We start from the raw sequence: 25,583 nt of genomic DNA, 5'->3' as shown, positions 1-25,583 counted from the left end.
GTATGCTTAGTAACGGTATAAAAAGGAAACCAAAATGCCAGACGTAACCGCACCATATCGCTTTGTCCCCTTATCTAATTTGATTGTTTACCCAAGCTGGGCGAATAAAGCTAGTCATGACAAGCCATTTAAAGATGGTATCAGTGGTGAGATTACCATAGCACTTAAAAACCAGACACCGCTTTGTGTGGGTGGTCAGCAGTCATCTTCATCAGAGTACGAGGCTGGTAAAATACATTTTTATAGAACGCCAGATGGTAAGTTATCAATACCTGGTAGCTCATTAAAAGGCATGCTCAAAAATGTACTAGAGATTGCTAGTTTTTCGCCCATGCGTCAAGTTGAGGATCAAAAACTAGGAGTTCGTGATCTGACACCAGCAGGAAAGTTTTATACTGAGGCAATTATTAAGCAGAAAGCTGAATCTGGCTGGCTAAAGTTCGATGAGCAAAAAGGCTGGGTTATTTACCCATGTTCTTATGCTCGAGTACATCAACAACAGATTATTGATACTTTTAAGCTTTCTTATAAAGACTGGACAGACTGTCAAACAGTGATGGATAGATACTATAAGATAGGAGTTTGTCCGGACATTAAGTTTGAACAGACGGAAGAGAAAAACGGTAAACAGTTGACTGATATCAGTCGTACTCAAGGTAACTCTGGTGTGCTGGTTATGACAGGACAGCCAGGTGCTGCATTTGATAAAAGCAAAGGTGCCAAAAAATACGAATTTGTGTTTTTTAATACTCAAGACAGTGCTATGGAGGTAAGTAGTACAGTGATGAGCGGCTTTCGCCAAATCCATCAAGACACCAAAGAGTGGCAGTTTTGGCAACAGAATATCAACACTCTAAAACATGGCGTTCCTGTTTTTTATCATACCGATGGTAATTCAGTGCGCTCTTTAGGGTTAGCGATGATGTATAAACTACCGTATAAGAACAGCATTCATGATGCGGTTGGTCATACTAACGCGCAGCATGTCAATGACAATCTTAACGCTGATAGTGCTGGCATGGCTGACTTGCTGTTTGGGTATCTTGGTGAGAAAGAAGGAGAGTCAGGTCTTAGAGGTAGAGTGCAAATAGGATTTGCTGCATGGCAAGGTAACACTCCATTATTACAGTTTAGTCCTGAGGTGGTTTTAAGTGCGCCTAAGCCGACCTATTATCCTGCTTATATATATCAAGATGGTAAAGGCAACGGCTTTAATCAATTGATGCAAAACCATGCAAAAATTGCAGGATGGAAAAGATACCAAGCCAAAGCTGTTGAGGATTATCCAAAGCTAGAAGCGAAGGTATTACAAAATAAAAAAGTACAAGTCAGACTAGAAACCTTAGCCAACGAAAGTCAGTTTCACTTCAAAATTAGACTGCATAATATACGTCCTGTCGAGCTTGGCGCATTGTTATGGTCTTTAGACTTTGGCGAGAGTGATAAGTGCTGTCACGCGCTAGGTACTGGTAAGCCATTTGGTCTAGGTCAAGTGAAGCTATCTATAGTTGATAGCCGTTTAGTGCTTAATGATGGCAAGGATATTAAGGATGAGACTGCGTGGCTGGCAGGATGCCGTATTGAGTTTCAAAAGTATATGAATAATGTCTTTGAAGCCAATAGTATCGCTACTATTACCAAATGGGAGGACTGCGATGTCATAAAAGCTCTGCGTGAGTATGCGACGCCTAGCCATGACATAGAAAGCTATCAGTATCTATCAACTCCTAAAGACTATGCAGACCTTAAAAAACGAGAGTATATAGACGATTTTGCAAAAGATTTTCACCAGTATGAGCCTATCGAAATTGATGATCCAAAGCAGATCAAAGTGGTTGAGTATCAGTCTAATATTGATGAGAGTATAGAAGACGCAAAAGCACAGCTAGTAGAACAAGCTAAAACCAAAGTACGCGAAAAGGCAAAACAGAGCGCTACAGAAGAAGAAATGGCGTTATATGAGATAGAAGACTTTATTGCCAAAGCAAAGCAAGAGCTGACCAATACCATGAAAGAAGATGCTCATAAAATTCTAAAAGAATCTTTTACAACGTACAAAGATACCTTTACTGACGAGCAAAAGACTAAGTTGCAAATGCTATCGAATGAGCTTTCTGAACTAGTGGGTACAAAAAAACAACTGGATAAAGTGGTTAAGCAAATCAATAAATGGAGCTGACTTGTTAATTAAATGATCTGAGACACAAAAAAGCGGTCATCATGCCCCTAAAGGTATAATGACCGCTTTTTTATGTCATTTCGAGCAATAACTATTTTTTTAATGACTGCGCAAGCATAGCTCTTGCCTTGTGCTTTGAATAATTATCTTCAACACACTGTTTGCTCAGAAAATTCCATTTAAGGAGTTTTCTCTTGCGAGACTAAAAAGCAGTGCTTTTTTTAAATGTCTCTTACATTGAGAATCGAGGAGCTTTTCAGACTAATAAGTGTTTATAACCCACATAATGAACCTCCGTTTTAGTCCCTATTGATTTAATCGGCGATAGAGTTATATCTAGTGCAAGCCACTCAGCTTTGCAACACTAATTATGCCATTTTATCTCAAGCAATGTAGTTTATAATAAACTTAATGCGATAACTTTATTTTTTAAGTTGCTCGTAGGTATGTTTTAAGACGCACGCAAACGCGCACGCTCGGCACTGCGCTCATACCAGTCGCGACCTTTTTCACCGCAGTAGTCTCGAATATACAGCTTATATTCGCGTGTGGCATTGTTTATTTGACGAATTTGGGTTAGCTTATGCTCTTTTTCCTCTGACAGCATGACAAGATATTCTTTAGCCTCATTAAGTTGCTCTCGCATTTGCTTTAGTTGCTCTTTAATAAATTGTTTTTGATCACTCTTCGCAGCATCGCGCTGCTGTTTAAGCTCACCAATGCATTGACCAAACGACTGTTGTTTCTCCCTAAGCATAGCGACAATTTTTTTATGACTTTCAAGTTCTTTGTATAGAGCGTCAGCAGTCAAATGAGAAGCATGATGCAGCTCAATATGCTCATAAAAGTTTTGGTTTTTCTCATAGTTAGCGCGCCGTTCAGCTATTTGCTGCTGGCGTTGAGAGGTCTCTGTAGAGAGCCTGCGGCTAGATGCATGGTAGTTTGTACATGCTGCCTGTTCTTCACTGTTTAACCAAGCAACGACACCAGCAACAGCGACTGCACCAATAACCCAATACATATACCTCTCCTTAATTAGAAACCAATATACATCACGTTATCAATCAGGCTTATAGACGATATTAACTAACATCAGTAAAGGTACGTGGTTGATCGCTGTCTCGCATTCTATCTAGCATCATAGCAAAAGCATTGATAGGTGCTTGTGAGCTTTGCATATGATTGTTAACCAGCTGAGCCTGTTGTTGCGAGAGCTGAGATATTACCGTCATCATACTTTGCTTAATATCGTTTGAAACATCAGGTGATACAATGATGTTTAAATACTTATCAAGCTCTAATTGACCACTCTCAACCATATTGACGACTTCTTTACTAGAAGTATTTATACCCTTAAGCGTGATTTTATGAGCATCAGCAATAGTGTTTAGGTTAGCTAATTTAACTTTATAATCATGATCGAGCTGCTGAATGATAATATTAGCTTCAGCATGCATACGGTCTCGTTGTAGCTCAATTTGTTGTGTAGCGATACGATAACTTATAATTGATTGGCACAAGCTTAAGCCTTCTTTTAAGGCGGCGACAGCAACAGTATGACTAACAACGATAGCAGGTAGTGCCATGAGTATTCTCCTAAGTATTTAATATTGGGTAGCTGATGACATTAAATATATCGTGTTTTAGCCTATAAAACTGAGATCACAAGCTTGTAACAAACGTGAGATTTTATAGCTATATCAATAATCTATAATTTTAATTTGGTCATTATTTAGATTTACTTGATATAGTCTATTTTCGTCAGGCTGTACTTTTAATTGATCATATACTTTGGGTAAAAAAGTAGCAGCTAGCTTTTTATCTATATTTGATAATGCTTGTGAAAAATAGTCATGGTCTATCACAATGCTATTTATGTTTATGTTTTTAGCCGCATAATCTTTATATACTTGCTTGAATTCTTCAGTTTCTTGTTCGGAGAGTTGGTCGTTTTTAATATCTTTAGAGGGGTAGCTGACACCAAGTTTGGATTCACAGCGTCTTTGTAAAAACCATAAGTAAAAACTAAACTCTTTTGATGATAGCTTGCAACTTTGGCTATTTGCTTTAATAGTCTTAGAAAATTTGTTCACGGTGACTTGAACAGGGTTTAGGCTGTCGTTAATCAGCTGAACGACTTGTGAAAATTCATGAGTTTGGGCGATAATATCTTTACTTAATAGGCTGCGTATTCTTACAAAAGGTATCTTAGCTAGCCATACTTTTGCGTTATAAGCATCAAGTTCTATTGACTTATTATTGACTGTCTTTGTCACATAGTGTTCAGCAGGATTCTTTGCCGGATAGAAAAATTCACGAACTTGTTCAAATACTTCATCCACTAAAACATGAGACATACTGTCTTGATCGCGTCCATAAAGTGATAACGCGTAACCAGCGTAAAATCCCATAGTTTTGCGCCCACCTGCTATTGATACATGCAAAGTGACGTCATCGTCCTTAGTGAAGTCACGTATGATGCGACATATACTATTTGCAGCGTACTCATTGTCTAAAGGTGTCTTAAGGTCATCAAGCTTTCGTCCGTCGTTATCAGTGATAAAAAATAAGCTATCTTCATGAAATTTAATTTTTGGTAAGTTGTATTCATCTAAAAACTGTTGAAAAATACCTTTTTTGAATAAGCTTGACTTTACCTGATCAATACCAAACTGTGTGCTTAAAATATAAATTTCATCTGGAATCCAAGTTTCTTCTTGGGCGACAGATAGTCCATATACTGTCTCAGTAATGATTTGCGGGGTGGCGCCAGTAACTAAAAATAAGATATTACGTGACATAATTTGCTCTCTATCATCTGGTTAATGTGTGTCTAGTATAATGGCTTTAGGATTGTGGTGTGGCTAGCGCAAGCTTGCGAGATTGCAAACTTGCACTACGTTGCAATATGAAGATGACTAAGCGATATAACGACCAAAATCCAATAGTTGCTTGCCCATAATGACTTTGACACCCGTATCCTGAGCGACAGCAAGTGACTGATTAGAGATGTCAAATAAGCTAATGAAGTACTTATGCGTATTAAGTCCACCAACTTGACCAACGGAGTCGAACTTACGCAAGTCGGCATTGACCTTGGTAGTAGGGTTATCTTGTTTGTCCCAATTCACGGTTTTGCACTCAAACAGATGTAAGTAGCCTGAGTTAATATAAGCAACATCGACTTCGTTGCCATCGCTGGTCTTTTTGAACCGCAAACCAATCTGAACATCAACTTGTTGCTCCTGAGCAAGATAATGTTGAACAATCAACAATCCGGTCAGTACTTCGAACCATTTGCCACCGACGAACTCGACGGCTTGCTTGTCTTGCCAAGTGATGGTGCCTGCTGCACTGTCATAACTGAAGTATGGTTGCGGTGCTTGGGCTAATAATTTCACCCAAGTGATGCATTTTTTAAGTAGATTGCTGTCTTGTACCTTGACGGTCTGTGGAAAGCTATGCTCAGGCTGCTTCATCAAGCCAGCGGTTAAGGCATTGAGCAGTAATACCAAGCTTTGCGCTTTGTCAAAATCAGCCTTCATATACTGATGTAGTTGATTGATATAGTGATATTGCTGAGCGGGCAGGTCTAAAAATGAGGTTTCAGCACTCACCGTTTGATAGCCACGACCTTTAAGACGGGCTTCGATATTCTCTGGTAGTACTAAGTCATAGCACTGCTTAGTAGGAGGACGGTTATACCAAACTAGCTGATTATTAGCACGGCTTTGATAAACACACTCATAGCGACTGCTAATCTGAGCAATTTGGTCTTGAGCGATGCTCATCAGTTTGGTGCCACCGGTAATATTAAAGATAATCTGCGATGCCTTATTGTGGGCAATCCACTGTAACAGCACATCCTTGATTGCCTCTATATTACTCTCCTCAACCCCGTTCTGTAGATGCAGCTCCTCTAAAGATATTGATGAGTTTTCAGAACCTACCTGTAATGCATTTAATACACTAGTGAGATTGTCTACGTAGCCTTTTGAACGAGTGAATTCAGTACTAATAATAACTATCTTCTTGATATCAGTATTGTTTTCTTTGAACAAATGCCAAATAAGATAGTAGTTTGCTTCAGTTTGGGCAGTAGCGGTCACGAATAATGTTTTCAATTCAATACCTTATTATTTTGTTGTGTGTCTTTTAAATGGTGGCTTAGCATACGTTTAAAAACTTTAATGGATTAGACTATACTGATTTTTTAACAAAAATTCACTATTAATTTTAGCGAAATATTGTTCTACCATAGCCATAATCTCTTGACAAATACTTTGAACATTGACAATCCCAGTGTCATAGATGTATAGATGTATAGACTTACCTAATAGGTATGTTGTCTGAGTGCCTCTTAGCCAATCAAACAAATCCATATAATTGTTCTTCATGGTTATGACAGAGGCTATGGTTTCTTCATGCTGACCGTATTGACGATCTCTCAGAGCATAGCGCTCTAATAAGATTGCATTCGGCGTATCAAGTTGAATGACGATGTCTGGTATCGCTATTAGACACTCTTGGCTACGCACTTGCTGGTAGTGCTCACTAGGGCTTAGATTGTCCTGAATGGCGTCATGCCACCTGACAGCTAAACTTGTTAGTATGCTCCTATCACTAATAATTAGATCGGAATTCCAGTCAGTGCATGCAGCATGATAGTTAGAGCGTTCGGCATATAGCGCTCTAATATAAGTATCATTACTCTGCTGCTGTGCAAAACTATGTTCTAGATAACTGCCATGAGGGATGGGCTTAGTGGGCTGCAATATAGCAAGCCGTTGTTGCTTTGAGTCGCAATATGCCTTTAGATAAGGGGTTAGAGCGTGCAGTAATGTACTCTTGCCAGTGCCTTTTAGACCTTCAATTGCGATATACATGCTAACCCTCAGTGCTTTTTTAAAGATGTAATATTCACTCTTATTTATTGAGTTATGCTTAGAGCAACTTTATGAGCTTGGATGAATGGCGATAACTTCTATCTCCCAAGCTTGAGTACCAAGTACGAGTTGCTCTGACACATCTCCTACCTGCAATCCGATGATTGACTTTGCCAAGGGTGCGTTGTAGCCAATCTTTGCTGCTTTAATATCAGTTTCGTCAAAACCAACGATTTCCCAAGTTTCTTCTAAGCCCTTATCGTTGATATCGTTATTCAAATTCCAACGTGTGATACTGACCAAAGAGCCAATGGCAACGTGGTTAGTAGGACGATTACTAGGATCAATATTGACTGGGCGAGCGTGCTGCAACCTTTCGGTCAACTCTTTTACAGTATGATTTAGGTTTGCCTCTAGCTGTTGCTGGCGGTTGAACTCAGGGTTGTCGTGCCAGCCATCACCCGACATCTCAAAAGCGACTTGTCGATGATCACGCACATCCGCATACTCTTGTTTTTTACGAGCCAGCAATGACTTTAGGTTGTCAAAACCAGTCTCTGTCATATAAATCTTTGTCGATTGGGTCATGTGTCGCTCCTATGCGCTATTTTTAAAATTACTTTTGGTAAGGCTTTATGGCTACTAGTTGCATTAACTGGATACCGATGAGCGCACTATACTTTGTATAGGTAGCAGGCATAGTGTTTGACAAGCTTGTGCATCTCGAATGTCATAGTCGTTAAGCAGCTTGGTCAAGGTGGCAATGGATCTTTCACAATCAAGTGAGCCTGTGGTTTTTTTGAGTGCATGCCGAAGACCAATCATTTTCTGCACTTGGGTGTCAGGAGCACTTTGTCTTACGATACGACATAACGTCTGATGTGGTTGTCTCGCAGTGAGCTGATACCCTTGCGCGAGCAGAGCGATACTGACATGGCGAAATAAACAGTCGTATAACGCCAAGTAAGCTTGCTCTGGAGATACAGGGTTTGATGTGTCGAGTAAACGTTGGCGTAAGCGATATAGGCTTTGCTCTTGTTGCGCCAAATCAAAGGCAACCTGTGAGGCAGGCTTGATTTGATCGGTATAGTGCAATGCTTTTATTAGTGCAGTATCTATAGGCATCGGGCGTTTCAGGTCGGGCATAACTTCTCTCTTTTTTATTAAGGAATTAGAGTGTTGCAGGAGTAAAGACGGTTTTAATAAAGGTAATCATCTATCGATGATGGTTGGTTATATCTGATGGCAATTATTAGATTACAGATAAGCGATTTTTTATGATTTTGTGGTTATGCCGCGAGAGGGCTATGGTTTATATAGCGAGTCAAGGCATGCTTCAGCTCATCAGCGGACAGGTTGGCAGGCTGAAGATTGGGATCATCAATGGTTGGAAACAAGCGGTTGGTCAGTATCTGAGTAGGGGCAGTACAGATGATGGTGGCGACCAGTTCTTGTCCAGGATGGTTGATACGATGCAGCTGATCCGGTGTCATAAGATAGCTTGCACCAGCCGTTTGTGTGACGTTTAGCAGCTTTTGAAGGTAAGCTTTACCAATGTATTGCTTGTGAGGTAGCATAGAGGTATGGCCGCTTTGGTGCTTGGCGGTATAGACGTACTCTTTAGTCTGTAGCTTTAAAGCTTGGGATGTGGCTGGTACTACGTTTGAAGCATAGTCTGAGACCGCCAAATCATCGTTTGCGGCATCAGCCCATATTTCACTGCTCAGCGCGCCTGTAAGTACGTGTGAGGCAAAGCCCCAACGATGACTGTGAATGTTTTCTTCGCATGAAGTACCAGCAAACCAGATGTGTAAACGCAGCTTGTACCCTTGGTCAAGAAGGACGACTTTTAAAAAACCATTGCCATGCCAGTAAGAACGCGCTGCAATTTTTGCAAGGAGCTCTGGTGATTGTATGAGAGAAGATAGTAGAGTAGTGATGCTGGCAAGATGACAGTGCTGACTAAGCAGGGATGCAAGCTTGGTCAGTGATAACTTACTAGAGTTGTCAATGGCCGATGCGCTATCGCTAGCAAAGTGCTGATTCAGCTGAGCACTGATAAGGTTCAATCGCTCGGTCGCCGCAGCATTTGAAGACGTTACGGTTAGTTCTGTAGCGCGTTCTGTAGTAGCTATCATCGTAATGTCCTCTAGGCCGTTGTATAGGCGCTATTAGACATCAGATGGGCGTACTAGGTTTAAAGGTGCAAGCTTGTCATGTATTAAACTTGCGTATGATGAATACTAATGGACCATTGGCATGAATATAAGCCGATATTGACCCAATCCCATGGTGGTGTTTTTACCGATATGTAGCTGCTCACCAAGTAGTAGTGCTGGCAAGAGACGACTAAGAGTTTGACCGTCACCTGATAGATGAATGTCACCTTGTAGTCCATAGAGCTCCATCTTACGCTGCTGCCGATTAGAGCGCCGTGCGACATGATTGGCTGCGACATCGACCTCTATGTCTAAAGTTACAATATCGTCTTTAAAATCATGGTAAGAGTCGTAACCGATATCCCAACTCTGATTAGGGCTATGGTTGTCTTGGCATAATCGGATACGATTGTATAAAGAGGCAATAAAGGTGGCGCTATCTAAATGACTCGGTCGTGAGACGATACGGTTGTCTTGCTGATAGCGAAAGGGCGTTAAAAATCTTAGGGTCAATCTAGCTGCTACGTCAGTTGTTTGTAGCTGCTGCCACAGTTCATTTAGCCTATGCGTATCATCTAAGGTGACTGATGAATGTGGTGAGTTTTTTACTGTTGTATGAGCTAGAATGTCTGATGGCTTAGTATAATCAGCGTTAGAGTAGAGAATATGATCACCAGCTGTGACTCTGAGTAGCGTCGCACGTTTGTAAGGCGCATAAGCGCCAAGCCCTGTTTGTAGTGCAAGCTGCCATGCTTTGATAATTAAAGCTGTCTCTGTAGTGGTAGAGCCTATCAAAGTCATTCCAAACTGCCAGATGTCACCTTTATGATAAGTATCTTTATGATAGGTATAAGCTGAACGGTCGGACGCAGATACTCTATGGCTGTTAGAAGTAGCTGTTACAGATGCAAGCTGTGACTGTAATTGTGAGCGTATAGGGACGTGAATGACATAAGGGTTGACTGCCTGTACGCTCTTGTTCTGTAGTGCCGGCTGCTCAAAGATACTTGGAAATTTGCAATACTGCTTTAGTGGGCAATCCTTGCAATTAGGAAGATCAGTAATACAGGTCAATGAACGTAATGCCACACCAAATGCACCACGTAGCATAGAGCCTGCATGCTCAGGCATCTGTAAGCTATCATCTTGGCGCACGGTAAACTGTAGAGTAATAAGGTTGGCAATATTTAAGACGGTTGATGCAAAAGGCGTACAAGTATCCATACAGCTGTCCATTATGGTATCCAAATACAGATGAATGAAAGAAAAAATCGTCACGGCATAATACTATAGCAAATCTAAGTATTTGTTTAGAAAAATACGATACGATAAGAAATGCCAGGCTATAAAAAATACAAATATCTCAGCGCAGTGTATCAATATCCAGCGCAAACGCTATAGCAGCACAAGCTTGCTAAAGATTGTTTTAAGTAAAAAGCCAAGCGTTGCTGTTTGCCTAATATTAGTTACTATCTGATAGATAAGCGTTGCATCACGAGCGCCCATCTATTACCATAGCAAAGTAGCGTCAAAAATGTTATGCCCTGACTTATCAGGACTGCTTTCAGACTTTATCTGACGAAGATAAGTGTCATTATTTAATATTTCAGACGTATAATTGCCTATTTTTTGATCAATTATCAGCTAAGAATTGATCAAAAAAGCATCAACTTTTAAGCCAACATTAGTCGGTAAATTTAATAGATGTAAGTTATTGATTTAATTGATAATAAAAATGGCTGTACAGTCTGAAAGCCTCCCTGATTCGTAAGGGATTAAGACTTATTAATTGTATAGAAGAACTTCCTTACATAATGTCTGAAAGCCTCCCTGATTCGTAAGGGATTAAGACTGCGTCTGCACTGATACATTCCCAGAAAGCTTGGTCTGAAAGCCTACCTGATTCGTAAGGGATTAAGACAGCTGAGCTTTCTTGCGTTCGCTATTAATCTTGGGTCTGAAAGCCTCCCTGATTCGTAAGGGATTAAGACTCAGGGTCTGCCGTGTAACGTGCAATCATTGCCTGTCTGAAAGCCTCCCTGATTCGTAAGGGATTAAGACTGACTTGTTCTTCTCACGTCGAGCATTCTTTCGTCTGAAAGCCTCCCTGATTCCTAAGGGATTAAGACAACTTGAATGCTACGATGGCTGCAACGATGTAGAGTCTGAAAGCCTCCCTGATTCGTAAGGTGAGTGAGGAATAGTGAGTGCCTGGGAGACACTTTCCCGAAGCACAAGGCAAGAGCTACGCTTGCGCAGGCGTTAAAATTGCATGTCAGAAAACTATAAACTTTCTCTTGCGTTGATATAAAGCGCTTGCGGACTGCTATAAGACCAAATCAATAAAGCCACCTACGAGAGGTGGCTTTATTGGTTTAATCACTATTTGATGTGTTACTTACTCAAGATACATTTGCAGCTCCAGTAGTAACTCACAAAATAAACGCAACTGCTGCTGTGACTCTTGTCGCTGCGCCTCAATGCGCTCAAACTCATCCAATGCTTTATGGGCGTCATTTTGTAAGATAGCAAGCTGCTGATCTAGCGTCTGTCTTTGATCATCAGTCGCTTGCTCCTGCTGTCGCATCAGAGCAAGCCTAGAGGTAATGCTTTTAGTCATACGCTCATTGAGCATAGACAGTAATTTCTCTTGTTCTTTATAGTGTAAAGCACATGCCTGTGCCGTTTGAAACACAAGATTATAAAGCTCGACGTATTGGCTAAGTGAATAGGCCGCTTGACACTGACTCTGGTAATTCTCAAGCTCACGTTGACGCGCCTGACTTTGTTTTTTTAGACTTCTCAAGGCTTGCTCTGACTCTGTTATTGAGCTCTTCTCTAAAATACTAGCTAGAGAGCAAGCAATAGCACCTACTGCTGTAACACCAAAACTTAGCCAAAACATAAGCGTATCCCTTTATCAATAAGTCATGAATATAAGCAGTCGTTGACTTAGCAACCTTTAATCGTCGCAGCCTTTGATACGTGGTAATGATAATAATCAGCTAGCGTCTATTGCACATCCATCAAACTCAGTAATCTTTCTATCATTATATCGCTACTGTGTTTGAATGCTGTGAGCGCATGACTGCTAAGACTACGATGATGAGCAATCAACTCAGTCTGCTTGGCTTGCAAGGTGTCTATGACTGCTTTGAATAGCTGCAACTGCTCGATATTTAAGTCCGGCTCACATATACGGTCTAGTAATTTGGTGAGCATCGTATTTGAGTCGTTATACATCTGTATGACGTCCACACATTTTTGCCGATTGTGTGCCAACGTGACACCGAACTGTTCACTTAATTGGTAGAGATTGGCCATTTGTCTTTCATGGTGGTTTTTTTCTTGCTGCATAGCATGGTTTGCCTGTTTGTGCATGGTCTCACGCTGTAATGTTGTCTGACTGCTGGCATGACGGTATTCCATAATATGGCTACATAGTTTCAGGCCCTCAGTTACTAGCTCATTAACATAAGGGGCGGCAACTATAAGGGACTTTGGCATTGTATTTCTCCATATTATATAAACGTTATCTAAATTGACGACTAGGCGTAAATTGAGCATGGTTAGGTAAAACCATGCTTGAAATGATACCCAATCAAACTGATGTGTTTTCAATTCGACAAGCTTGTCATTGATAAGTAGGACGGTATCATTATCGTAAGATAGTTCTAATGGTGGTTAGCAATCATGCTGATTATATTGGGAGCAAGCATGGCATCGATCTTTGGTTTGTTGGTGATTTCTTTGATTAGTGGCTCAGCTATCTTGCTTATCATCGCTATGATTGGCGGCTTTATCAAAGCAGTGATGTATCTGTTTGGTCATCGCTGAGTACAGCGGATATGATGCTACGGTGAGCAGTCATCATGGAGTTAGCGGTTGCACAGATGACAGGCTTGCATTAATATACATAGGTAGTCATCATATGGCTATTCCCTAAAAGTCAGGACTGCTTTCAGAATTTATCTGACGAAGATAAGTGTCATTATTTAATATTTCAGACTTGTAATTGCCTATTATTTGATCAATTATCAGCTAAAAATTGATCAAAAAAGCATCAACTTTCAAGCTAACTTTTGTCGGTTAATTAAATAGGTATAAGCTATTGATTTTATTGATAATAAAAATAGTTGTACAGTCTGAAAGCCTCCCTGATTCTTAAGGGATTAAGACTTGACTGAAGTATCATCTGAGTATTCTTTAGTAGTCTGAAAGCCTCCCTGATTCTTAAGGGATTAAGACTTACGAGCAACTAAGTCAAACTCTCTCTTTGATGTCTGAAAGCCTCCCTGATTCTTAAGGGATTAAGACCCCATGAATAATCTACTATCTTTGAACTTAGGGTCTGAAAGCCTCCCTGATTCGTAAGGGTGAGAAGCGTTTAAAATTGCATGCCAATTTTAGCTTCGCAAGTAAAAATCCTTTAAATAGGATTTTTTGAAGACTTGTTATCATCGTCTGATCAGAAAATCATAGATTTTCTCTTGCGTCGGGGCAAAGTAGTGCTTTGCTGTATCCTTCCTCATCCCTGATTCGTAAGGGATTAATACAACATAATGTTTGCCCAACCATCTGCTGGTGTGGTCAGAAAGCATCTGTGATTGCTGAAGGTAGGGAGCTGCAAACTCAATTTTTCTCAAACCAAGAAAGCCACTTTATTAAGGTGGCTTTCTTGGTTTATGGGCAGCTATTAAAAAGCAGCGACTATGAGGTTGTCTTAACTATCCGTCTTACTTCGTATGCTTCGAGCTTTGCATCGAGATTAGATAGCTGATTAGCTGTCAGCTCAATACCTCGCAAATGCTCTGGAATATATAAGCTCAGATGTCGATAACTCACGCCACACTGAGCTAGGTCCGCCACGATATTGATTGGTAACGATCCTACGACGACATCTTCTGCGCACAGAGTTTCATAATTATCGAGATGCGTTAGATGCTGATCGTAGTGATGACCCATATATTGCATCCACTCTACCGCGCCTTGATGACGACTGACCAAATATATGCTCATACTTACTCCTCTAAATATACTAGCAGACCTATTTTGACTATCGTTTTGACTGGCGACTATTATACTGACGATAGCTATGAGTGATGATTATTACAAGCTTGCTAGTGTTTTTGCCAAATAAGCATTGCCTCAACGGCTAGCATGTACTACCATAATAAAGGTAACCATAAAAAGTTATGCCCTGACTTATCAGGGTTGCTTTCAGACTCAATCTGACGAAGGTTATAGTCGTTATTTAACATTTCAGACGTATAATTGCTTATTATTTGTACAATTAATCGTTAAAAATTGGTCAAAAAAACATCAACTTTTAACCGAACATTAGTCGGTTTATTTTATAGGTGTAAGTTATTGATTTAATTGATAATAAAAAGGGTTGTACAGTCTGAAAGCCTCCCTGATTTGTAAGGGATTAAGACATCTGCATCTTGTACCATATCTTCAAGCCCATCTGTCTGAAAGCCTCCCTGATTTGTAAGGGATTAAGACAACGTGGCTAGTTCTTCTTTTAATTCAGCCAACGTCTGAAAGCCTCCCTAATTTGTAAGGGATTAAGACCGTGCTAAGTTAGGTGCATTCACTGCTACTGGTGTCTGAAAGCCTCCCTGATTTGTAAGGGATTAAGACACATGAATCCTTGTTTCAATGGTTTCAGTTACTGTCTGAAAGCCTCCCTGATTTGTAAGGGATTAAGACATTGAACCAAAAGAAGTCGCGCAGTCTTTGATTGTCTGAAAGCCTCCCTGATTTGTAAGGGATTAAGACGAGAACATCTCGTAGAACTTACCATTTGTCATGGTCTGAAAGCCTCCCTGATTTGTAAGGGATTAAGACAGTTAATGTAGTCATGGTTATATTCCTTTAGTAGTCTTAAAGCTTTCCTGATTCGTAAGTTTAGCAATAAAGTGTTTTTCATAAAAAGACCACAACATTATATGTTGTGGTCTTTTTTTATTCATTTATCAGCTTAGTTTCATCTATTTTAAATAATAAATACGTTTCCACTTGTTAGTAGATTGATAATTAAAAATTAGTTGAGTAGTATGATTAAGGTTATGAAAGCGGTGCAAAGCTACATATATAGCTATAGAAAACAGCAGAGATGAATTCTTGACAATCACATCCCTTTATCACACCTTTTAATGAGAAGCTTATGAAGATACATTATAAAAAAACGGCACTGGCTTTAGGCTTCTGTGGCGCATTTTTGACATTACCTGCTGTAGCTGCATTGCAGAGTTTTGAGGTAGAAAATAACAATGACATTAAATGTGGCTATAAAAATGATAATGGGAAGGTTGTTGTAGCTGCAAAATATTATAGTTGTAGTGATTTCTCTGAGGGCATGGCGCGTGTCTCATTAATGAAAATGGGCATGGTCAAAGGTTATGATGGCGCTGAGGATTATGAAGACTATTTATACATGCAAGGCTATATCAATGAAGCTGGCAAATTGGTCATCCCAGTTGAACATCAAGCACCACTTTTTTATGGCGTGATTATTGACTATCGTGATTTTAAAGAGGGTCTGGTTGCCGTTTATAAAAACGGTAAATACGGCTATATGAATAAAACGGGTAAAATGGTCATACCCTATGCTTACCAAACGGCAGGCGATTTCAGTGCCGGTAGAGTGGTCGTCAGTAAAAACGATAAGTACGGCGTCATCGATAAAACTGGTAAGACCGTCGTGCCTTTTAAGTTCAACTGGCTAGATGGTTACTATGAAGGTTTGGCTAGGTATAACACCTCAATGCAGGGTGATGATGAGGGTAAGATTGGCTTCGTTGATAAGTCTGGCAATATAGCAATCCCTGCTAAATGGGATGAAGCCATGGAGTTCTCAGAAGGATTGGCTGCTGTAAAAGTTGGAGGATATAACAACGGCAAATGGGGTGTTATAGATAAGACTGGCAAGGTAGTTATACCGCCTAAATACGATAGGGCTTATATTGAGCCAATGGGAGACTCGCCAGACGTCGATGGTGGACGCTATGAAGGTGGAAAGTTAGATGTTTATAATTTGAATACTAAAGGCGCGAATGCATATAACGATGGCTATGACAGTATTACTCGTTATACGTTAGATCGCCAAGGTAAGGTACTCTCTAAAAAGACCTATGCAGAATGGAGTGAGATAGAATAAGAGCGTTTTCCGAAAAACTATCAGCCGAACGACCTAACTAACCTATAGAACGACCATCTTAAAATACTCTTTGAGGAAATATAATGTCATTAAGTAACAAGCTATTTATTAGCCCATCTGTTGTAATTGAATCTATGCGGGACAACGGTTATAAAAATACAGCCTATGCCGTTGCTGAGCTCATTGATAATAGTATTCAAGCCAATGCAACTGAAGTTTATTTTGTTGTTTACGAAAAACAAGTTCAAAATCTTGACGGCTCAACAGGTGGGAAGCAGATTGATAAAATTGCCATTATTGATAATGGTGATGGTATGCCACCTGAGATATTACATGCTGCCCTAGAGTTTGGTGCGTCTGAAAACCGTAAAGACTTTAAAGGTATGGGTAAGTTCGGTATGGGGCTGCCGAACTCAAGTATCTCACAGTGTAGAAGAACGGATGTTTATAGCTGGCAACATGGCGAGCAACCTTATACTACGTATCTAGATATTAAAAAAATTCAAGAAGATAAGCAGGAACATATCCTTTATCCTCATCAAACTGAAATTCCTGATTGTTTATCACTACCTTTTGAAGAAAGTATTCCAGAGTCTGGTACAGCAGTTGTTTGGAGTGATTTAGATAAGTTGCATTGGAAAACTTCTGCTGCACTATTACGCAACACTCAAGATATTATTGGCAGAATGTATCGCCGTATGATAAATAATGGTGATGTTAAGGTGATTTTCCAAACCTACTATATGACTGACGATGCATTGTTCGGATCTGAATATATACTAGATAATAGCAGCTCTTTTGTTGCTAATGATCCTTTACAGCTTATGGCTAATACTACTTTGAAAGATATCAGAGACTATCCTGAAGAGCTTAAAACAAAACCTGCTTTTAAAACAGCATTTTTTGATAGCTTTGAGATATTGCTGAATAATGGTAAAAAAGGAATGGTAACCATTACCTCTGCTATGATCGCTGATGATTTAGTTGAAAAGCTGCGAGAGTCAACGACCGGATATATTGGTAATACTGATATAGGTAAAAAGTTAAAGAATAATATCGGTCTTTCGATCATGCGTGCAGGTCGAGAGCTAGATTTGATAGAAAATTTTAAAATTTTCGATGATAAACGTAAAGATAGGTGGATGGGTGTAGAAATTGAGTTTGATCCAGTGCTAGACGATTTCTTTGGTGTGACTAATAATAAGCAGTCTGCTAATAAGATTAGACCTATTGATATGCAGGATATTATGATCCAGCAAGGTTGTACTGAGCCAACAGAAGCGTTAGATTTACTTGAAAGACAAAATCCTGAAGATGCTCAGCTTGTAAAATGCTTAAATAAAATTATTTCAGCATTTGAGATGTCATATCGTAAGGTAGATGCTATCAATCTAGCAGGCTTAAAGCATCAAAGCGTAGAGCATCATAGGATGAAAACCGATAGTGTGAACTTGAAGGCTACTTACGTTAATGAAAAAAGCAGTCAAAAAAGAGGTGGGATTGATAAATCTCCTACTAAAGAAAGTCTGGAAAAAAGCTTTAAGGACTTAACTGATAAAGGGTTACTATCTAAAGAAAAAGTACCACAAATGATTGAAGAGATTTTAGAAAACAATCTGCGTGTAAAGTTTGAAGAAATAAACCTACCATTTGATCAGTTTTTTGACGTAACTGTAAGTGACGGGTTTATCTTAATTGAAATCAATCCAGAACATACTTTCTATAAAAACTTTATTCAAAATGCTACTGAAGAGAATAAAGACTTACTTAAGTTAAGTTTGGCTGCTTGGGGTCATATGGAGTCAGAAGCAGTCTCATCAGATAGAAGACGGCAATACGAAGTTGTCCGTCAGAACTGGGGCCAATTCCTTTCAGAATATATGGCAATGGATGAGCAATAATATATACCGTGATAATCATTAGCCTGCTGTATTTTAGAGAGGGTCTAAGCAAACCTTCTCTAAAATATTTCTAATCGCTACAGGTTTATCTAAACAATTTGCCTACCTACATATTTTATTCACACCGTCTGTGATTAATTTAATGGCTAAATCCACCTCTTCGTTAGTAGTCATTCGACCAATACAAATTCTAAATGCACACTCAGCTATGTTTTTTGGAATACCCATAGCCTTCATAATGGGTGAGTATTCACGACTCAAACCGTCGCAAGCGGAGCCAAGCGAAAAAGCGATGTGAGGTTGTAAGTTGTTCAGAAGTTGCATGCTATCGATATTTTCAATCGCTAAATATAAGTTACCAGGATGGCGGTCATCTAAGTCGCCAAACACCGTAATGGGAAGCGCTTGGTTCAAGCCATTTAGTAATCTATCTCTCAGAGCTCTTAATCCTGAAGCTTCAGTTTCTTTAGTATCATCTAATATTTTAGCTGCTTGAGCAAATCCAACAATCAATGGTACAGGTAGTGTGCCAGCACGAAGACCATCCTGTTGGCCGCCACCAGAAATTATAGGCATAAACTCAGGGTTCTGAAGATGCTTTGAATACAATAGACCAATGCCTGATGGACCGTATATTTTATGAGCTGATAGTGTCAGAAAGTCTACTTGCAAATCGTGACAGGCGATATCTAGATAACCGGCTTGTGAGGCATCTACATGCAACATTGCATTATAACGCTGGCATAGCTCAACAACTTGATAGATAGGCTGGTTTGTTCCTATAACGCCATTGGTCATCGTGCAAGAAACCCATAGCACATTATTCTGCTCAAGCTTGGTCTGCATATCTTTTAAATCGATAATACCTTCCGATGTAATGTCCACATAAAGGAGTTTGAGACCATATTTGTCTGCGGCGATCTCCAGGGGGTTCAAGACAGATTTATGTTCTAAGTGACTGGTTAGTATTGTGTCTGCTTTTGGATTGATTTTTTTGGCAATAGGTATGCCCGAATATATGGCTAAATTATTAGCTTCAGTAGCCCCTGAGGTAAATAGTAGCTCCTCTTCAAAGCAGTCGTATATGTCCGTAAATGTCGCCAAGCTGTCACTTACTAGTTGTTGTTTGGCCCAGCCAAAAGAGTGTGAACCTGAATGAGGATTACCAGGCTGTGACCATACATCATGCATTGCGATAATAACCGAAGTATCACATGGTGTATGCGAGTTATAGTCTAAGTATAGGTTTTTCATAGGTTTTTTATTAGTTGTTTATAATGATGATTTTTAGGACGAAAAAACTAGAATCTAATTACAGGGAGATAGTAACATGATATACTTTCGCATTGGAGAGTTGTTCCAATGCAGTAGGTAGTTATACAAGCTTATTATAAATTATATGGATTGATTGATATTTATGCGTTACTTTGCATCTTTGATAAATAATATAAAACCAACTCTTTCAGGCCACGATACGTTCCCATTGCGATATGGCTGGTTAAAAAAAGTCCATGATCAAATTGCAGTACAGCCAGAATCCGAGGAAATCGACAATGTGTTTTCTCAGGATACTGCCATTGCTGACTTTGGTGTTGGTAAAAATATGCTGAATGCTATGCGATTTTGGTCGACCCATACCGGTATGATTATCAGAGATAACAGCGCTTATTATAATACACATGCTAATACGATAATTGATGAAATTGCGAATAATAATGCTGTTGATGTGACTAAAAAACTCAATTCCTTTTATAATTCTGAGAATATCTTTGCTGACAATGGTTTAGACCCTTATTTAGAGTCACCTTCAACGATTTGGTTATTACATTTATGTCTGGTCACTAATCCTAATCTAATGACTTACTATTGGTTGTTTAATATCAATACGAAGTCGGAGTTAAGCCGAGAAGAGTTTGCTCGATTATTAAAAGAGTTTTTTAAAGACCATGGCTTATCTGCTCCTTCAGACTCAACAATAAAAAAAGATATCGAATGCTTAATTCAAAATTACACAACAAAAACACGTAAAGCATCTGATGATTTCGAAAATGTATTAGAGGGCCCATTAGTAGAGCTTGGTCTATTGACTCGTGTTAACAAACAGAATATCAGAGCGCTGCGAGGTGAGAAAAACTCTTTGACTCTGCATGTGTTTGTTTATGCGCTCATAAACTGTTGGCGGATTCATAATGGAGCAGCTGATACGTTGTCGTTAGAGATGTGTACTTATGACGAATGTTCGCCAGGGCGGGTATTTATGTTAGACGAAGATGCGATTATAGATTATGCGGAGCAACTACAGGATTCTAACTACTCTTTAACTTGGACTCAGTCTGCTGGGATTCGCCAATTCCAAATAACGGATGGCAGCAATCTGACTGCTATTTTTGAGCAGTGCGTAGAGCATATGCGAAAAGAAGACTATAGCCATTAAGACTTACTGAAGAATATTTAATTACCATATTTTTAATAAATTAATTAAAGAGTTATAAATAGTCATGAATACTATTCCTAATACAGATAAATACCTTGTAGACCACATTGAGCGTAATCAATATTTTCAACGCTCTATAAACATCCATGCTGATAGCAACGATAAAGGACCTATTAGTAATTTTTACTGTACTGCGTCCTATGAACAAATTCTAATCAATATGATTGATAATATAAAGGGTGGTCAGACAGCATTTACATGGACAGGTCCTTTTGGGTCAGGAAAATCTAGCTTAGCTTTGTTTCTACAGGGTCTAGTAAGTGATGATAAGGAGATCGTTGAAATAGCGTCTTCTAAGTTAAGCAAAAAAAACAAGGCTGCTATTGTTAAACACTTTAACTCTGAAGACCAACAATGGAAAACGCTTAACCTAACAGGTCAGACGATAGCGCCAGAACAGATATTTAAAGAAGCATTAAATTTAGAATCAAGTGCGAGTGCTAAAGACATTTTAGAGGCGTTAGACAACTACGTCACTAAAGAGCAACATCTTATAATCTTTATTGATGAGCTAGGTAAGGTGTTTGATGGTGCAGCTAAAAGTCATCGCGCAGAAGATATTTATTTTCTCCAGCAGCTTGCTGAGTTTGTAAATAGAACCAATGGAAGAATACTATTAATTGGTATGTTACATCAGTCTTTCACCGCTTATGCACGTCAAGCAACGGCTAAAACGCATAATGAATGGATGAAGATTCAAGGAAGGTTTGTTGATTTCGCTATTACTCTATCAGTTGAAGAGCAAATTTATCTAATTGGTCAAGTAATCAATATAAATGGTGAGCAGCTAGAAAGATACAAAAATAGCGATGACTTCAACGCCCAAATCCAATCTTTAGTCACTAATATTGCTAACTCTCGCCAAATCAATGTAGAGAGCTTCACCCAACTACTAAGCGATGTCTTCCCTCTACACCCTCTTGTTGCAATTTTATTGTGTAAATTGTCTCAAAAGAACTTTGGTCAAAACCAGCGTAGTATTTTCTCTTTCTTAATGTCGTCTGAACCAAATGGATTTGGCTACTATTTAAAAAATACCACAATGGATGAGTTTGCTTTATTTAAGCCGCATCAGTTTTGGGATTATCTGGATAGCAATTTAAATAATGCCATCATTGCATCTGAATACAGTAAACAATGGTTGCTGTCCCAAACGGCAGTTAATCGTTATGAAGGAATTGAGGATGAGTCTGCAGTTAAGTTAATTAAAGTAATAGCTCTCATTAGTATTTTTGCAGATGGAACGGGGGTGCATGCAAGTCCTGATATATTAATAGCGCTACTAGGTGTTGATGGAGAGCAGCTGGCTGAGCTTATAAAGTCATTAGAGTCTGCTTCGGTTATATTCTACAGTAAATTCAAACAATCCTATGTGCTTAGTGAAGGTAGCGATTTTAACCTAAACGATGCGGTGAGAGAACAGATTCAAGATCTGGACTCATTACCATTTGAACAGCTGGAACAGTTTGAGCCTATCGTTGCAAAAAAACATTATCAAATTACCGGTAGCCTGCGTTGGATGGAAGTAAAACTACTTCCAGTTACTGATGTACTAGAAGAAGTACTTTCAGGCCTGCAAGATAGTATCAATGCGTCCTTAGTGGGATACTTCTGTCTACTTATACCTAAAAATGACGAAGAAATATTGCTGGCTACAGAGGTTTGCAAAAAAATAGACAGCTCTGATGAGTTTAGTAACTTGGTTGTTGCGGTCTTGGATAGTCATACGACTATCATTGATATGTTAAAAGACAAAATTGCCCTGAGTAATATCTTAAAAAATGAAGAGAGGCTGCTGAATGATAAGATTGCGCGTCAAGAAACTGAGGGACGTTTGGTTGAAATTGAAGACGCGTTGAATAGGCTGCTTGATAGGAGTTTGAATGCATCAAAATGGTATAGCAGTCATTTATCAAACCCTGAAAGCCAGCTGAACCGATTTAAATTATCAGCACTTGCATCAACTATCGCTGATAAGCAAGTCACTCAAAATTTCATTTGTAATAATGAGCTGGTCAATCGTAATAAGCCGTCACCTAGCGCTAAAGGTGCCATCCGTGAATTGCTTAAACGTATGATTGAACGTAGTGAGGAGCCGAGCTTAGGGATTGAGAAATATCCACCTGAAAAAGGCGTATATGAATCAGTCATTGTCAAAAACGGTTTGCATAAAGCGGATAGTGACGGTAACTATTATTTTTCTAGGCCTGATGATGCACAGTTAGAAACTATCTGGAAGTGCGCAGATAGTATCATTGCTGAGGCTAAAGGTGATCTGGTCACTGCTAAAGAGATATATGAAGCTTGGGAGGCCCCTCCTTATGGTGTTAAGGCTGGACTTCATGAAATTTTATATATTGCTTACATACTATCGCGCCATAGTGATTTGGCCAGTTATATCAATGGTGAATATAAGCCTTCGGTTCAATACTTACTGGCTGAGTACTTAATTAAAGTGCCAGCTGATGTAGGCATAAGAGAGGTATCTTTTCTGGAGGGTGTGCAATCATGGATTCACGTTTTACGAGATAGACTACAAGAAGCATTTGGTGCACGTCTGAATACTAAAATTGAAGATGAACCATTACCTATTGCGCAAGCATTGGTGAGTATATTCTTTAGCATGCATCCATGGATACAGCGTACCAGCAACTTATCACCTAAGACAATGCAATTGCGTGATATTTTGAAAAAAGCAAATGACCCTAACCAACTGCTTTTTGATGACTTACCGAAGTTTTTCAGTGCAGCAGATGACGATGATGCAAAGGTAGCTAAGATTATTGATGGCTTGCAAGAGCTAGATAAAGTTTATCCAGATCTGGTTTCTGATATTAATATGAACCTTCAAAACTATCTTAAGATAAAAGAAGACAGTGTTAATCCTTATACTGAAATTAATCAACGTTCTGAAGCACTATTTGGCAAATCAGGTGATTATTTACTAGATTCATTCATAGCAAGGCTTGTTAAGTACGATGGCTCTATGAATGATGCTGAAAGCTTAATCAGTTTATTAGCAGGTAATAAGCCGTCTAAAAAGTGGATTGATCAGGATATTACTAAAGCCCAGCAGCGTATCGCTACATATGGTTTTCAGTTTTTAGAGGCTGAAGTTAATGCTGATGTGAATGCCAGCCCAGATAGACAGAAAGTAGGGGTTATTACTAAGTCTCCAAATGCCACGACAAGCTTAGTAAAAGAGGCTCATATCACATCCAAGAATGCCGAATCTATCAGGCAACAAGTACAGCAGATTAATCAAGCTTTAGAACTTAGCGCGCTTGATATGAACGATAGAATTGCTGTGATTGCTAAGCTTTTAGAGTCCCTCAATGATGAAGAATCTGCTGAAAAGGAAGAATCTTAAATGTCAAAAATTAAGCATGTACTGGGTATTTCAGGTGGTAAAGATAGCGCGGCATTAGCCATCTATATGCGTGATCATTACCCAGAGTTAGAAATTGAATATTTCTTTACCGATACTGGCAAAGAGCTTGATGAAGTTTACGAGTACCTTTCTTACTTAGAGGGATACTTAGGTAAACCTGTTCAACATATCAACCCTGATAGAGATTTTGATTTTTGGCTAACTCAGCATAATGACTATTTGCCTTCACCTCAGGCACGTTGGTGTACCATTAAAATGAAACTAAAGCCCTTTCAAGACTGGGTACAAGGCTTCTTAGATGATGGTTATGAAGTACACTCATACGTTGCTATTCGTGCTGATGAGCCTTACCGTACTGGTTATGATTCTAGCGATGAAAAGCTTATCATTAAGCTGCCTTTTAGAGAGGACGGTATCGATAAGCCAGGCGTTATGGATATTTTAGAAAACTCTGGAGTAGGGCTGCCATCATATTATGAGTGGCGTACACGTAGTGGGTGCACTTTCTGTTTCTTCCAGCGAAAGATAGAGTGGGTAGGTCTACTAGAGCGTCATCCTGAAGCTTTTAAAGAAGCTATGGCTTATGAGAAAGAAGCTTTAGCCAACCAAACACCTTTCACCTGGTCTGAACGTGAATCATTGGAACAGCTCAGTCGCCCTGAGCGCATCGCTGAGATTAAAGCAGATCATGAGAAGCGAGTTGCTAAAATGAAGAAGCGGATTAAGGTTAATCCGCTTCGACCTGATGGTGAGCCTGAGCTAGATATGGATGATATCTATGGTCAGGGAAAAATGTGTGTTATGTGTCATAAGTGATTGCATTTTAATCATCAGTGATATATCAAAAAGCATGCTGATTAAAACCTTGAACAATTTTTAATGCTTTAAGGTTTTTACACTTATTAGTTAATTCGCTTGCTATTAACTAATCCTAAAATAAAACATAATTATGATCAAGTATCCTGTCAACACAAACTCATTTTAAGTTTTGTTCTAAGTAGAAAAACAAATTATCTAAAGGCGTGTCTTCATCATCACTTAATAATTGAATGACATGCGGGATACCTGCATTTGCCATGTCAACAGCGTAATTAAATATTTTTCTACTGTCTACTAGGCTTTCAATATCTAGGTTCTTAGCTAAATAGGTCATTTGAATATGATTGATATGATAGTCATCTAGAATGCTGGCAGCAGTAATATTAGACATATCTGTTAAATGGTCAGGTTGTAAATCTTCCTTAGTAGCATAGAGAAAAGCAAAGTACCAAAAATCCACTTGGCGATTAAAAGGTGTATATTGTGGGCTGGTTTGTGAACTAGACAGCTTACAAAATTGCTTTACTTTATCTGAATATTTACTGGGTATGGCAATTTGATAGCTTTCAAAAGGGTTTCGCATTGACAT

General features: G+C 39.2%; 20 protein-coding genes and 1 CRISPR repeat array. Of the genes, 6 read left to right on the top strand and 14 right to left on the bottom strand.

The window, feature by feature from the left end; all coding sequences use genetic code 11:
* Window positions 1–34 precede the first annotated feature (34 nt).
* The gene (locus tag FHS24_RS03035) at window positions 35–2,179 is read left to right on the top strand and encodes a TIGR03986 family type III CRISPR-associated RAMP protein (RefSeq protein ID WP_183618550.1); all 2,145 of its coding nucleotides are present in this window, start codon (window positions 35–37) and stop codon (window positions 2,177–2,179) included.
* A 451-nt stretch (window positions 2,180–2,630) separates the two neighbouring features.
* Here the strand turns inward: FHS24_RS03035 and FHS24_RS03030 are convergent, their stop codons facing one another.
* The 12 genes from FHS24_RS03030 to csx16 form a co-directional block, all read right to left on the bottom strand.
* Window positions 2,631–3,200, bottom strand: coding sequence for a hypothetical protein (locus FHS24_RS03030; protein WP_183618549.1), 570 nt, complete (start codon window positions 3,198–3,200; stop codon window positions 2,631–2,633).
* A 61-nt stretch (window positions 3,201–3,261) separates the two neighbouring features.
* Window positions 3,262–3,765, bottom strand: coding sequence for a hypothetical protein (locus tag FHS24_RS03025; RefSeq protein ID WP_183618548.1), 504 nt, complete (start codon window positions 3,763–3,765; stop codon window positions 3,262–3,264).
* A 114-nt stretch (window positions 3,766–3,879) separates the two neighbouring features.
* On the bottom strand, window positions 3,880–4,980 hold the full coding sequence (gene csm6 / locus FHS24_RS03020) for a CRISPR-associated ring nuclease Csm6 (RefSeq protein WP_183618547.1): 1,101 nt from the start codon (window positions 4,978–4,980) through the stop codon (window positions 3,880–3,882).
* A 117-nt stretch (window positions 4,981–5,097) separates the two neighbouring features.
* The gene (locus FHS24_RS03015) at window positions 5,098–6,303 is read right to left on the bottom strand and encodes a Card1-like endonuclease domain-containing protein (RefSeq protein WP_183618546.1); all 1,206 of its coding nucleotides are present in this window, start codon (window positions 6,301–6,303) and stop codon (window positions 5,098–5,100) included.
* A 63-nt stretch (window positions 6,304–6,366) separates the two neighbouring features.
* Window positions 6,367–7,065 (bottom strand): nucleoside/nucleotide kinase family protein, encoded by a 699-nt coding sequence (locus FHS24_RS03010; protein WP_183618544.1) that lies wholly within the window; start codon window positions 7,063–7,065, stop codon window positions 6,367–6,369.
* Window positions 7,066–7,134: 69 nt separating this feature from the next.
* On the bottom strand, window positions 7,135–7,653 hold the full coding sequence (locus FHS24_RS03005; RefSeq protein ID WP_183618543.1) for a GreA/GreB family elongation factor: 519 nt from the start codon (window positions 7,651–7,653) through the stop codon (window positions 7,135–7,137).
* 63 nt (window positions 7,654–7,716) lie between these two features.
* Window positions 7,717–8,211 carry a hypothetical protein gene (locus FHS24_RS03000; protein WP_183618542.1) on the bottom strand — a complete coding sequence of 165 codons (495 nt, stop codon included), beginning with the start codon at window positions 8,209–8,211 and terminating at the stop codon, window positions 7,717–7,719.
* A 143-nt stretch (window positions 8,212–8,354) separates the two neighbouring features.
* Entirely contained in the window at window positions 8,355–9,203 is an 849-nt protein-coding gene (locus tag FHS24_RS02995) for a hypothetical protein (protein ID WP_183618541.1), read from the bottom strand.
* A gap of 105 nt (window positions 9,204–9,308) precedes the next feature.
* Window positions 9,309–10,448, bottom strand: a complete 1,140-nt coding sequence (gene cas6, locus FHS24_RS02990) for a CRISPR system precrRNA processing endoribonuclease RAMP protein Cas6 (protein ID WP_183618540.1) — start codon at window positions 10,446–10,448, stop codon at window positions 9,309–9,311.
* Window positions 10,449–11,622: 1,174 nt separating this feature from the next.
* Entirely contained in the window at window positions 11,623–12,129 is a 507-nt protein-coding gene (locus FHS24_RS02985; RefSeq protein ID WP_183618539.1) for a hypothetical protein, read from the bottom strand.
* Between the two features lie 107 nt (window positions 12,130–12,236).
* The gene (locus FHS24_RS02980; RefSeq protein WP_183618538.1) at window positions 12,237–12,731 is read right to left on the bottom strand and encodes a hypothetical protein; all 495 of its coding nucleotides are present in this window, start codon (window positions 12,729–12,731) and stop codon (window positions 12,237–12,239) included.
* A gap of 1,203 nt (window positions 12,732–13,934) precedes the next feature.
* Entirely contained in the window at window positions 13,935–14,243 is a 309-nt protein-coding gene (gene csx16, locus FHS24_RS02975; RefSeq protein WP_183618537.1) for a CRISPR-associated protein Csx16, read from the bottom strand.
* A 382-nt stretch (window positions 14,244–14,625) separates the two neighbouring features.
* A CRISPR array of direct repeats spans window positions 14,626–15,078; the repeat unit is 37 nt; unit sequence GTCTGAAAGCCTCCCTGATTTGTAAGGGATTAAGACA.
* Between the two features lie 318 nt (window positions 15,079–15,396).
* On the opposite strand from csx16, the gene FHS24_RS02970 reads away from it, so the two are divergent.
* A complete protein-coding gene (locus FHS24_RS02970) occupies window positions 15,397–16,389 on the top strand; it encodes a WG repeat-containing protein (RefSeq protein ID WP_183618536.1) in 993 nt (330 codons plus the stop codon).
* A gap of 83 nt (window positions 16,390–16,472) precedes the next feature.
* The gene (locus FHS24_RS02965) at window positions 16,473–18,290 is read left to right on the top strand and encodes an ATP-binding protein (protein WP_183618535.1); all 1,818 of its coding nucleotides are present in this window, start codon (window positions 16,473–16,475) and stop codon (window positions 18,288–18,290) included.
* A gap of 102 nt (window positions 18,291–18,392) precedes the next feature.
* Here FHS24_RS02965 and FHS24_RS02960 read toward each other — a convergent pair whose 3' ends face one another.
* Complete coding sequence (locus tag FHS24_RS02960; protein ID WP_183618534.1) at window positions 18,393–19,544, bottom strand: cysteine desulfurase family protein; 1,152 nt, start codon at window positions 19,542–19,544, stop codon at window positions 18,393–18,395.
* 163 nt (window positions 19,545–19,707) lie between these two features.
* Here FHS24_RS02960 and FHS24_RS02955 point away from each other — a divergent pair, with 163 nt between their 5' ends.
* From FHS24_RS02955 to FHS24_RS02945, 3 genes are all read left to right on the top strand, one after another.
* Window positions 19,708–20,724 carry a DUF4007 family protein gene (locus FHS24_RS02955; protein WP_183618532.1) on the top strand — a complete coding sequence of 339 codons (1,017 nt, stop codon included), beginning with the start codon at window positions 19,708–19,710 and terminating at the stop codon, window positions 20,722–20,724.
* A gap of 64 nt (window positions 20,725–20,788) precedes the next feature.
* Complete coding sequence (locus tag FHS24_RS02950) at window positions 20,789–24,154, top strand: AAA family ATPase (protein WP_183618531.1); 3,366 nt, start codon at window positions 20,789–20,791, stop codon at window positions 24,152–24,154.
* Window positions 24,155–24,991: a phosphoadenosine phosphosulfate reductase family protein gene (locus FHS24_RS02945; RefSeq protein ID WP_183618530.1), complete on the top strand. Its 837-nt coding sequence runs from the start codon at window positions 24,155–24,157 to the stop codon at window positions 24,989–24,991.
* Window positions 24,992–25,151: 160 nt separating this feature from the next.
* Here FHS24_RS02945 and FHS24_RS02940 read toward each other — a convergent pair whose 3' ends face one another.
* Entirely contained in the window at window positions 25,152–25,583 is a 432-nt protein-coding gene (locus tag FHS24_RS02940) for a hypothetical protein (protein ID WP_183618529.1), read from the bottom strand.

It is taken from the genome of Psychrobacter luti (assembly GCF_014192115.1).
GTDB lineage: Bacteria > Pseudomonadota > Gammaproteobacteria > Pseudomonadales > Moraxellaceae > Psychrobacter > Psychrobacter luti.
This window is presented reverse-complemented; position numbering and strand designations above follow the sequence as displayed.